The sequence below is a fragment of the Streptomyces sp. GC420 genome (assembly GCF_009916105.1).
Classification (GTDB): domain Bacteria; phylum Actinomycetota; class Actinomycetes; order Streptomycetales; family Streptomycetaceae; genus Streptomyces.
Genome location: NZ_JAAAXQ010000287.1, coordinates 1 through 10,993, shown reverse-complemented (window position 1 = coordinate 10,993; position 10,993 = coordinate 1). Strand labels below are relative to the sequence as shown.

Below are 10,993 nucleotides of genomic sequence, written 5' to 3'. Positions count from 1 at the left end.
GTCCCGCCTTCCCGCCCGGTCCCGCTTTCCCGCCCGGGGGCGTGTCCATGGATCCGCGGCCCCTGGCGCGCCGCCTCATGGCGCCCCTCGGCACGGCCGCCGCCGTCGCCGCCGCCTTCGCCTACGTCGGCACGGTCGACCCGAACCGGCCGGGCCACTACCCCGTATGCCCCCTGCTCCGGGCCACCGGAATCTACTGCCCCGGCTGCGGAGGGCTGCGCAGCGCGCACGCCGTGGTCCACGGCGACCTGGCCGGCGCCCTCGGCGCCAACGCGCTCGCCGTCGTCGGCTACGGGGTGTTCGTGGCCGTGTGGATCCTGTGGCTCGTACGGGTGGCCGGAGGCCGCCGTTTCGACTTCACCGTCCGAACGGCGTACTGGTGGGCCGTCGGCGGCCTGCTGCTGGCCTTCACGGTTGTCCGGAACCTGCCGTTCGGATCGGCGCTCGCACCCTGACCAGGCACGGAAAGGCCGCGAACCGGGCCGGCAATGGGTCCGGCATGGCCTGTTTGTCCAGGTTGTGGGACTGACGCCAACCGGATGCGCGGGCCTCGCTCCTGTCCGGATACCATTTCAATGCGTGAACAGGCAGCGTCAACCAGCCGGGTCCGAAGGATCCGCAGAACCCTCTGGGAAGGGGATCGCTCGCGTGAGTGTGCTCGACGAGATCATCGACGGAGTCCGTGCCGACCTCGCGGAGCGGCAGGGGCGCGTCAGCCTCGACGAGCTCAAGGAGCGCGCGGCCAAGGCCCCCCAGGCCCGGGACGGGGTCGCCGCGCTGCGCGGTGACGGCGTCAAGGTCATCTGCGAGGTCAAGCGCTCCAGCCCGTCCAAGGGCGCGCTGGCCGCCATCGCCGACCCGGCGGGCCTCGCCGCCGACTACGAGGCGGGCGGCGCCGCGGCCATCTCCGTCCTCACGGAGCAGCGCCGCTTCGGCGGCTCGCTGGCCGACCTCGAGGCCGTACGCGCCAGGGTCGACGTTCCCCTGCTGCGCAAGGACTTCATCGTCACGGCCTACCAGCTTTGGGAGGCCCGTGCCCACGGCGCCGACCTCGCCCTGCTGATCGTCGCCGCTCTCGACCAGCCCGCCCTGGTCTCCCTCATCGAGCGCGCCGAGTCCATCGGGCTCACGCCGCTCGTCGAGGTCCACGACGAGGAAGAGGTCGAGCGGGCCGTCGACGCCGGGGCGAGGATCATCGGCGTCAACGCCCGGAACCTCAAGACCCTGGAGGTGGACCGCTCCACCTTCGAGCGTGTCGCCCCCGAGATCCCGGCCCACATCGTCAAGATCGCCGAGTCGGGCGTCCGAGGCCCGCACGACCTCATCGCCTACGCGAACCAGGGCGCCGACGCCGTCCTCGTCGGCGAGTCCCTGGTCACCGGCCGCGACCCCAGGGCCGCCGTCGCCGATCTCGTCGCCGCGGGCGCCCACCCGGCGCTCCGCCACGACCGGGGCTGACCCCGTGCTCCCCGCCCACCGTCCTGTCCCCACCGGCCCGGCACTCCGCCCGGCCGGTGAGGGCGCGTGCGGTGAGGGCGGGCGCGGGTCCTCGCGGGGACCCGCACCCCGGCTCCTGGCCGCGGCCGTACAGCGGCCCGCCCGCGGGCCGTTCCTGGTCACCCTGCCGTGCGACCGCCATGCGCCGCTGGCCCGCGGCTGCCGCCCACGCGGCTGCCGCGCCCCCGCCCGCCGTGTCCACGGCCGCCGCGTGCGGTACGTGATCGGCTCCGAACCCGGCCAGGTCAACGGCATGCGATGGCGCGGGCGCGCCAGGTCGCGCGCCGCCTAGCGCTCTCGCCGGCCGGCCCGGCTCGACTCCGGCTTCGGGCCGGCGGACCCCGGGTCTCCCGGAGAGGAGGGTCCTTCCCTTCCCGCTCCGGGAGACCGGATCCCGGCCTCCCAGGGAACCCGTTCCGGGCCCCAGTCTTCCCGGAGGCTGCACCGCCGCTCCGAAGCCCGGTGTGACGGTGCCGCGTCCCCCGGGGACCGGGGTGGTTGTCGCCCTCGGGCGACGGACCGCCCTGCGCCGTCCGTTTCCGCGGCTCAGGTCCCGGTCCGTGGCCGTCTTCGGGTGGCCGGGGACCGGGGCGAGCGCCGGCAGGGCGGTCGGCGGCCGGCGGCGGGGTGCCGCGCGGGCCCGTACCGCTTCCAGGGCTCGGACGGACGGCTTCGGCCCGTGGCCGCCTCCTGGCGGCACACGGACGGGTGCACCGCATCCGGGCCTCGGCCGGTGACCGGGTTGCCGTGCGGGTGTCCGTCGCTGGCCCGGGGCGTCCGCCTCGGTCCGGCTCGTGGCCGCCTCCGGGCGGCCGACGGCCGGGGTCCCCGCCGGGGCTGGGACCGCACCGGTCCGGTCGACACCGGCGGGGCCGGAGCAGGGGCCGGTCCGGCCGGCCACCACGGCGGGTCGGGGCCGCCGGGACGCCGTCTGCGGCTCCGGGCCACGCCAGGCCGGATGCCGGGCCGCCCCGGCGGTCGCTCCCGGGCGGGCGGGCCGGGCCGGACGGCACCGGCTGCCGGACCGCCGCCGGCGCCGGGCCCGCACCGCCTGTGCGGCACCGCGCGACCCCGGAACACCCACTGTCCATCGCACATCAGACTTCAGGGGGCAGAAGGCCCCCACTGAGGAGCACGTCGATGTCTTCCGACTTCTTCGTTCCCGACCCGGACGGTCGAGTCCCCAGCGCAGAGGGGTACTTCGGCGCGTTCGGCGGGAAGTTCATCCCGGAGGCACTGGTAGCCGCCGTGGACGAGGTCGCCGTCGAGTACGAGAAGGCGAAGGCCGATCCCGCCTTCGCCGCCGAGCTCGAGGATCTGCTGGTCAACTACACCGGACGCCCCAGCGCGCTGACCGAGGTGCCCCGGTTCGCGGAGCACGCGGGCGGGGTGAGGATCTTCCTCAAGCGGGAGGACCTCAACCACACCGGGTCCCACAAGATCAACAACGTGCTGGGCCAGGCCCTGCTCACCCGGCGCATGGGCAAGACCCGTGTCATCGCCGAGACCGGTGCGGGACAGCACGGCGTCGCCACCGCCACCGCGTGCGCGCTGTTCGGCCTCGAATGCACCATCTACATGGGCGAGATCGACACCCGGCGCCAGGCGCTCAACGTGGCCCGGATGCGGATGCTCGGAGCCGAGGTCATCGCGGTGAAGTCCGGCAGCCGGACGCTCAAGGACGCGATCAACGAGGCGTTCCGCGACTGGGTCGCCAACGTCGACCGCACGCACTACCTGTTCGGGACCGTCGCGGGCCCGCACCCCTTCCCCGCCATGGTCAGGGACTTCCACCGCGTCATCGGCGTCGAGGCGCGGCGCCAGCTCCTCGAACGCGCCGGGCGGCTGCCCGACGCCGCCGTCGCCTGTGTCGGCGGCGGCAGCAACGCCATCGGTCTCTTCCACGCCTTCATCCCCGACGCCTCCGTGCGCCTCATCGGGTGCGAGCCCGCCGGGCACGGCGTCGAGACCGGGGAGCACGCCGCGACCCTCACCGCCGGCGAGCCCGGCATCCTGCACGGCTCACGGTCCTACGTCCTGCAGGACGAGGAGGGCCAGATCACCGAGCCGTACTCGATCTCGGCCGGACTGGACTACCCGGGCATCGGCCCGGAGCACGCCTACCTCAAGGACAGCGGACGCGGCGAGTACCGCGCCGTCACCGACGACGACGCCATGCAGGCACTGCGCCTGCTCTCCCGCACCGAGGGGATCATCCCGGCCATCGAGAGCGCCCACGCGCTGGCCGGCGCCCTCGAGGTCGGCCGTGAACTGGGCAAGGACGGCCTGATCGTCGTCAACCTGTCCGGACGCGGCGACAAGGACATGGACACGGCCGCACGGTACTTCGGCCTGTACGACACGGACGCGGCGGTCGCCGCCGACGCGGCCGGCGAGGTCGCCGAGATCGAGGGGGACGCCAAGTGAGCGGCGCAGCATCGAACACCGGGAACGCCGAGCTGCTGAGTGCCACGCTCGCCAAGGCCAGGTCCGAGGACCGCGCGGCCCTCATCGCGTACCTCCCGGCCGGGTTCCCCACCGTCGACGGGGGAATCGAAGCCGTCAGGGCGGTCCTGGAAGCCGGGGCCGACGTCGTCGAGGTCGGGCTGCCGCACAGCGACCCGGTGCTGGACGGCCCGGTCATCCAGACCGCCGACGACATCGCGCTGCGCGGCGGCGTGAAGATCGCCGACGTGATGCGCACGGTCCGTGAGGCGTACGAGGCCACGGGAGCCCCGATCCTCGTCATGACGTACTGGAACCCGATCGACCGGTACGGCATCGAGCGCTTCACCGCCGAGCTCGCAGCGGCGGGCGGCGCCGGCTGCATCCTGCCGGACCTGCCCGTGCAGGAGTCCGAGCCATGGCGGAAGGCCGCCGAGCGGCACGGCCTGGCGACCGTCTTCGTGGTCGCCCCGAGCAGCAAGGACGAGCGGCTGGCGACGATCACCGCCGCCGGGTCCGGCTTTGTGTACGCGGCCTCGCTGATGGGCGTCACCGGAACCCGGGAGTCCGTCGGCGAACAGGCCCAGGACCTGGTGCGCAGGACCCGCGCCACCACCGCGCTGCCCGTCTGCGTCGGGCTCGGCGTCTCCAACGCCGGGCAGGCGGCCGAGGTCGCGGGCTTCGCGGACGGCGTCATCGTCGGCTCCGCGTTCGTCAAGCGGATGCTCGACGCGCCGGACCCCGCCGCGGGTCTCGAGGCGGTCCGTGTGCTCGCGGGTGAGCTCGCCCAGGGCGTCCGCAGGCGCTGACGGGCCTCGCACCGGAGCCGACAGGCACGGGGTTGACGGGGTCCCCCGTACGGATGGACCTCGGACCGGGGAGGCACGCTTGTGTCTCCCCGGTTCGTTCCTGCGGGTGTGAGCGACAAGAACCGTGAAGGCAAGCGGACGGCCCGTGAGCGGCTGGCCGAGGAACGAGAGCGGCAGAGGTCCAGGGACAAGCGGAAACGGACCGTGATCGTCGCCGCCTCCATCGTGGCCGTGCTCGGCATCGCCGCCGGCATCGGCATTGCCCTCGGCAACGCGGGGGACGGCGACACCGGCACCGACGCCGCAGGCCCCGTGGTCGTGCCCAGCGGCGCCAACGGCGACGACGGACCCGCCATTCCGGTGGGCGAGGACACGGCGAAGTCCACCCTCGTCGTGTGGGAGGACTTCCGCTGCCCGGCCTGCAAGAACTTCGAACTGCAATACCGCGACACGGTCAATTCGCTCGTGGCGGGAGGCAAGCTGAGGGTTCAGTACCACCTCGCCACCATCATCGACAACGGCATGGGCGGCAGCGGCTCGCTGCGCTCGGCGAACGCCGCCGCCTGCGCGCAGGACGCCGGGAAGTTCCCCGCGTACCACGACGTCCTCTTCGAGAACCAGCCCCCCGAGAGCGAGGACGCCTTCGCCAGGAACAGCAGGCTGATCGATCTGGCGGGCAAGGTGGAAGGGCTGGACACCCCGGCGTTCCGCACCTGCGTCGAGGACGGCACGCACGACAGCTGGGTCGCCAAGTCGCAGGAGGCATTCGAGAAGGCCGGACTCACCGGCACCCCGACCGTGCTGCTCGACGGCAAGAACATCTTCGCCGACACGAACGATCCGATGACGCCCGAGGAGCTGAAGGCGCAGGTGGAGAAGGCCGCGACCGCCTAGCCGCGGCCCCGCTCGGCGCACAGGGCGTTATGGAGACGTTGCCGGGTGGGTTGCCGCGGCTCCCACCCGGCACGGTAGCGTCGGGTCTGCCATGGACTCCCTTGCCTACATCCCGAGCCCGTCGACCGGTGTGCTCCATCTCGGACCGGTTCCGCTGCGCGGCTACGCCTTCTGCATCATCATCGGTGTCTTCGCCGCCGTCTGGATCGGCAACAGGCGCTGGATCGCCCGGGGCGGCAAAGCCGGCACGGTCGCCGACATCGCTGTCTGGGCGGTGCCCTTCGGCCTTCTCGGCGGCCGGCTCTACCACGTCGTCACGGACTACCAGCTGTACTTCAGCGACGGCCGCGACTGGGTGGACGCCTTCAAGATCTGGGAGGGTGGCCTCGGTATCTGGGGCGCCATCTCGCTGGGCGCCGTCGGCGCCTGGATCGGCTGCCGCCGCCGCGGTATCGCCCTGCCCGCGTACGCCGACGCCATCGCGCCCGGAATCGCCGTCGCCCAGGCGATCGGCCGCTGGGGCAACTGGTTCAACCAGGAGCTGTACGGCAGGGCCACGGACCTGCCCTGGGCGCTGAAGATCACCGACGCCGACAACCGCGTCGGCGGCACCTACCACCCGACCTTCCTGTACGAGTCGCTGTGGTGCATCGGTGTCGCGCTGCTGGTCATCTGGGCCGACCGCCGCTTCAGGCTGGGCCACGGGCGCGCCTTCGCGCTGTACGTCGCCTCGTACTGTGTCGGGCGGGGCTGGATCGAGTACATGCGGGTCGACGAGGCGCACCACATCCTCGGGGTGCGGCTCAATGTGTGGACCTCGGTCATCGTCTTCCTGCTGGCCGTCAGCTACATGATCATCTCTTCGCGGGTGCGGCCGGGCCGGGAGGAGACCGTGGAGCCCGCCGCGGTCGCGAAGGCGACCGGACCCGGTGGGGACGGCAGCTCCGCGAAGGACGAGAAGGACGGGTCCGAGGAGTCGGAGTCCGCGAAGGGCGAGGCGGGGAAGGACGAGGCGGAGAAGGCGGCCGACCCGGGCGAGGACGGCGCGTCCGCGTCCGCGAAGGACGAGACGCCCTCCGAGGCCGGGGCCGACGGGGACAAGGACGCCTCGGAGGACGCCCGGGCCGCGGACGAGACGCCTGCCGGGGCGCCCGGCGAGGCGGCCGCCGACGCCGCGAAGGGCTCCGCGGCCACAACGGGCACCACGGGCGAGCCCGAGGCCGTCAGCAAGAAGGGCTGACCCGCCCCTCACCCACGTGACCGCGGCCGCCGACCCCAGGGTCGGCGGCCGCGGTGCTTCGTCGTCGGTGCCGCGTCCCGGCGGATCAGCGGCGGCGGCTCGCCAGGGCGAGGACGCGGCGGGCGCCCGCCACCACTGCCGTGTCCACGAACCGCCCGTCCGGAAGCGCCAGTGCGCCCGGCTCGCCGGCCGCGGCCTTCACGATCTCCTCGGCGCTCTCGATCTCCCAGCGGTTCGGCAGATACGCCTGCTCGATCACCGGCAGCTGCCGGGGGTGGATCGCGGCGCGGCCCAGGAAGCCGAGCGCCCGCCCGCGCGCGCAGGACTTCGCGAGGCCCTCCATGTCCCGTACGTCGGTGAACACGCCCTGGGCGGGTGCCGGGAGCCCGGCGGCCCGCGCGGCGCAGACCACCCTGCCGCGCGCCCAGTCGAGGCCGGCGTCCGCCACCCCGAGGTCGGCGCGCAGGTCGGTCTCGCCGAGGGCGATGCCGTGCAGCGCCGGATGGGAGGCGGCCACGGCGAAGGCGTTCTCGATGGCCAGGGCGGACTCCAGCAGGGCGTACAGGTGCGGTGGTCCTCCGGGCCGCGCGGCGGCCAGGTCCGCCGCCGCGCGGACCTCCAGCGGACCGGTGATCTTCGGCATCCGCAGGGCGGCGAGCCCGGGAAGCGGCGCGAGCGCCGCGATGTCGTCGGCCGCCGTGGGTTCGCCGACGGCGTTGACGCGGACGTGGACCGGGACGGGCTGCGGATCGGTGAGGAGTTCGGCGGTGGCGGCCCGCGCGTACCGCTTGCGGTGAGGGGCGACCGCGTCCTCCAGGTCGACGATCACCACGTCGGCGCCCGAGGCGAGCGCCTTGACGACGACGTCGGGCCGGTCCCCGGGGACGTACAGCCAGGTCAGAAGCGGGTGGGGCGGCTCGGTCGGCCCCGAGGCGCGTGTCCCCCCGCCGGGCGGAGCCGCGCGGGAGGGACCGGTGCGGGACGGCTCCGCGCGGGAGGGGCCGGTGCGGGACGGACCGGGGCCGGGCGTGCCCGTGGCGAGGGACCGCGCCGCCGGTGTCCGGGCGCCGGTCACAGCGCCCCCGCCGCGCGCAGATCGCCGATCTCCGCCGGCGACAGCCCGAGTTCGGCGAGCACCTCGTCCGTGTCCGCCCCGTGCGGGCGCCCCGCCCAGCGGATCGCGCCCGGCGTCCGCGACAGCCGGAAGAGAACGTTCTGCATGCGCAGGGTGCCCAGCTCGGGATCCTCGACCTCGGCGATCGTGCCGAGCGCCGCGTACTGGGGATCGTCCATCACATCGCGTACGTCGTTGACCGGCGCCACCGCGGCTTCCGCCTTCTCGAAGGTGTCGATCACCATCGTCCTGTCGTGGCGGGCGATCCAGGCGCCCACCGCCGCGTCCAGCTCGTCGGCGTGCGCGGCGCGGCCCGCGCCCGTGGCGAACCAGGGCTCGTCGATCAGTTCCGGGCGGCCCACCAGCCGCATCACCCGCTCCGCCACCGACTGCGCGGAGGTGGAGACCGCGAGCCAGCTGCCGTCGGCGGCGCGGTAGGTGTTGCGCGGCGCGTTGTTGGTGGAGCGGTTGCCGGTGCGGGGCTGGACGAACCCGAGCTGGTCGTACCAGAGGGGGTGCGGGCCGAGTACGGTCAGGATCGGCTCGATGATCGCCATGTCGACGACCTGGCCGTGCCCGGTGCGGTCGCGCGCGGCGAGCGCGGTCATCACGGCGTAGGCCGTGGCCAGTCCCGCGATGGAATCGGCCAGGCCGAACGGCGGCAGGGTGGGTGGTCCGTCCGGCTCCCCGGTGATCGCCGCGAAGCCGCTCATCGCCTCGGCGAGCGTGCCGAACCCCGGACGGCGCGCGTACGGGCCGACCTGCCCGAACCCGGTGACCCGGGTCAGCACCAGCCGGGGATTGGCGGCCGACAGCTCGTCCCAGCCGAGGTTCCAGCGTTCCAGGGTGCCCGGGCGGAAGTTCTCCACGATCACGTCGGCGGTGGCGGCGAGACGGAGCAGGGTCCGGCCGCCGGCCGGGGTGGACAGGTCGAGGGTGATGGCGCGCTTGTTGCGGCCGAGGAGCTTCCACCACAGGCCGACACCGTCCTTGTCGGGGCCGTGACCGCGTGAGGGGTCGGGTCTGAGCGGGTGCTCGACCTTGATGACCTCGGCGCCGAAGTCGCCGAGCATGGTGGCCGCGAGCGGGCCGGCGAAGAGGGTGGCGAGGTCGAGCACGCGCAGGCCGGAGAGCGGCCCGGGGCCCGCGGACGGGGTCACGTCGTTCATGGCGTGGATCGCACCTTCGTGTCGTCTGTCAGGTCTGTGTCTTCTGTTGCTTCTGCCGGGTGCGTCGCGTCGGTACGGGTGTGACCGGTGGAACCGGCGGGACGGGCACGAACAGCGGCTGTCCGGACGGCCAGGGCGTCGAAGCCGGTGCCGTCGAAGGAGCGCACGGAGCTGGCGAGGCGGTTGCGCAGCGGCTCCGTCCAGCGGGCCGGGATGTTCTCCGGACGCCCGGCGAGGACGCCCGCGAGCGACCCGGCCGTGGCGCCGTTGGAATCGGTGTCCCAGCCGCCGGCCACGGCGCGGGTGACCGAGGCGGTGAAGTCGCCGTCGGCGTGGGTGAGCGCGGCGGCGAGCAGCGCCGCGTTGGGGATCACATGCACCCAGTGGTGGCTGCCGTGGTGGTCGTGCAGGCGGTCCACCACGGTGTCGAAGTCGGCGGTGTCCGCAGCCAGCCGGATTCCGTGGCGGACGGCCCCCGCGAGGCGGGAGCGGGGAGGCACGACCCGGAGTCCGGCACGCAGACAGGAGTGGACGTCGCCGCGGCCCGCCGCGGCCTCGGCCAGCGCGGCGGCCACGAACATCGCGCCGTAGACGCCGTTCGCGGTGTGGGTGAGCACGGCGTCCCGGTGCGCCGACCGCGCGGCGGCGTCCGGGTCGCCCGGGTGGGTCAAGCCGTGGATGTCGGCCCTGATCAGGGCGCCGATCCACTCCCGGAACGGATTGCGGTGGCGCGCGGTGAGCGGGGGCTCCACGCCGCCGAGCAGATTGCGGTACGCGATCCGCTCGGCGGTGAAGGTGCGGCCCGCCGGCAGCTCGTCCAGCCAGAGCCGGGCGACGTCGTGGGTGGTGAAGGCGTGGCCGTGGCGTTCCAGGAGCAGCAGGTTGAGCAGGGGGTAGTTCAGATCGTCGTCCTCGGGCATCCCGTCGATGTTCTCGGCGAGCGAGTTGCCGGCGCTGCGCCGGTTCCACGGGTGGCGGGCGGCCGTCTCCGGGTCGAGACCGACGGCGGTGAACCAGGTGCGCAGCGGCCAGTTGCCGGTGGAGCGGGCGAGCGCCCGGATGCCTTCGAGGGGCAGCTTCTCGACGGGCTTGCCCAGCAGGCACCCGGCGGCGCGGCCGAGCCAGCCGGCGTGCAGCCGGGCGACGAGGCCGTCGTCCCGGGCTCCGGTGGGCGCGGGCGGGGGCCAGTCCGGGCAGGCGGCGACGATCTCGGGCAGGCCGGTGGGCTCGTCGGCGGCCGTGGGGCAGGGGAGCAGGGCGAGCTCGTCGAGGAGCCGCTCGGCGAGGGCGCGCAGAGCGGGGGACGCGGCCGCCGTGGACGCGCCGGCCCGCGCGGGTGCGAGTGCCCCGCCCGCCGCGAGCCAGCGCCGGCGGATCCCGGCGCTGTCCCGGCCGTCCTCGTCCGCCTGCCGGAGTTCGTGACCGAGCAGGTCCTCGGGCTGCACCCAGGTGAGCCGCAGCGGCCCGGAGCCGCCTGCCGCGCCGGCGGCGCCGGGCGCCGACCGCACCGGGCGCGACCGAGGCGGCCCGGCTTCCCGGGCGGGTCCGGCACCGGCGCCGCTGCCCGCACCCGTGCTCATGTCCGTGTCGGCGCCGGGGGCGGTGCGGAGCCGGCCGGCCTCAGGCGCGGCGCTCGGACGATGGGCGCCGGGCAACGGGCGGTGCGAGCCGCTCGCCGCGCCGCGCGCACGGGCACGGTCGTCCGCGGCGGTGCCGGCACCGGGTGTGGTGCGGCGCCGCGTGCCGGTTGCCGGTCCCGGCCGGGGCCCGGGGGACTGGGCGTCGCCGCGGGGACGGGAGTGGTCGGGGCTGTTCGCGGTGTGGC

10 protein-coding genes are annotated in these 10,993 nt (G+C 74.5%); 7 read left to right on the top strand and 3 right to left on the bottom strand.

From position 1 onward, the window contains the following. From GUY61_RS27880 to lgt, 7 genes are all read left to right on the top strand, one after another. Positions 1-455, top strand: a 455-nt coding sequence (locus tag GUY61_RS27880) for a DUF2752 domain-containing protein (protein WP_398957142.1), incomplete at its 5' end; no start/stop codon positions are given. Between the two features lie 193 nt (positions 456-648). Then, positions 649-1,458 carry an indole-3-glycerol phosphate synthase TrpC gene (gene trpC, locus GUY61_RS27875; RefSeq protein WP_166633020.1) on the top strand — a complete coding sequence of 270 codons (810 nt, stop codon included), beginning with the start codon at positions 649-651 and terminating at the stop codon, positions 1,456-1,458. Between the two features lie 4 nt (positions 1,459-1,462). After that, positions 1,463-1,789 carry a tryptophan biosynthesis modulator TrpM gene (gene trpM / locus GUY61_RS41965; RefSeq protein WP_398957140.1) on the top strand — a complete coding sequence of 109 codons (327 nt, stop codon included), beginning with the start codon at positions 1,463-1,465 and terminating at the stop codon, positions 1,787-1,789. Between the two features lie 848 nt (positions 1,790-2,637). Further along, the gene (gene trpB / locus GUY61_RS27870; protein ID WP_166633019.1) at positions 2,638-3,924 is read left to right on the top strand and encodes a tryptophan synthase subunit beta; all 1,287 of its coding nucleotides are present in this window, start codon (positions 2,638-2,640) and stop codon (positions 3,922-3,924) included. After that, positions 3,921-4,751 carry a tryptophan synthase subunit alpha gene (gene trpA / locus GUY61_RS27865; protein ID WP_166633018.1) on the top strand — a complete coding sequence of 277 codons (831 nt, stop codon included), beginning with the start codon at positions 3,921-3,923 and terminating at the stop codon, positions 4,749-4,751. Before trpB ends, trpA begins: the two co-directional genes overlap by 4 nt. Positions 4,752-4,859: 108 nt before the next feature. Next, a complete protein-coding gene (locus GUY61_RS27860; RefSeq protein ID WP_166633017.1) occupies positions 4,860-5,645 on the top strand; it encodes a thioredoxin domain-containing protein in 786 nt (261 codons plus the stop codon). A 91-nt stretch (positions 5,646-5,736) separates the two neighbouring features. After that, positions 5,737-6,885, top strand: a complete 1,149-nt coding sequence (gene lgt / locus GUY61_RS27855) for a prolipoprotein diacylglyceryl transferase (RefSeq protein WP_166633016.1) — start codon at positions 5,737-5,739, stop codon at positions 6,883-6,885. An 85-nt stretch (positions 6,886-6,970) separates the two neighbouring features. Here lgt and GUY61_RS27850 read toward each other — a convergent pair whose 3' ends face one another. From GUY61_RS27850 to GUY61_RS27840, 3 genes are all read right to left on the bottom strand, one after another. After that, positions 6,971-7,786: a CoA ester lyase gene (locus GUY61_RS27850; protein WP_166633022.1), complete on the bottom strand. Its 816-nt coding sequence runs from the start codon at positions 7,784-7,786 to the stop codon at positions 6,971-6,973. A 170-nt stretch (positions 7,787-7,956) separates the two neighbouring features. Next, positions 7,957-9,168, bottom strand: coding sequence for a CaiB/BaiF CoA-transferase family protein (locus GUY61_RS27845; RefSeq protein WP_166633015.1), 1,212 nt, complete (start codon positions 9,166-9,168; stop codon positions 7,957-7,959). After that, complete coding sequence (locus tag GUY61_RS27840) at positions 9,165-10,748, bottom strand: ADP-ribosylglycohydrolase family protein (RefSeq protein ID WP_166633014.1); 1,584 nt, start codon at positions 10,746-10,748, stop codon at positions 9,165-9,167. Before GUY61_RS27840 ends, GUY61_RS27845 begins: the two co-directional genes overlap by 4 nt. Between the last annotated feature and the right edge of the window lie 245 nt (positions 10,749-10,993).

What these genes read in the sequence shown, in the direction of transcription:
- trpB (WP_166633019.1), top strand. Translation starts at nt 2,638, where the DNA reads ATGTCTTCCGACTTCTTCGTTCCCGACCCGGACGGTCGAGTCCCCAGC.
- lgt (WP_166633016.1), top strand. Translation starts at nt 5,737, where the DNA reads ATGGACTCCCTTGCCTACATCCCGAGCCCGTCGACCGGTGTGCTCCAT.
- GUY61_RS27845 (WP_166633015.1), bottom strand. Translation starts at nt 9,168, where the DNA reads ATGAACGACGTGACCCCGTCCGCGGGCCCCGGGCCGCTCTCCGGCCTG.
- GUY61_RS27840 (WP_166633014.1), bottom strand. Translation starts at nt 10,748, where the DNA reads ATGAGCACGGGTGCGGGCAGCGGCGCCGGTGCCGGACCCGCCCGGGAA.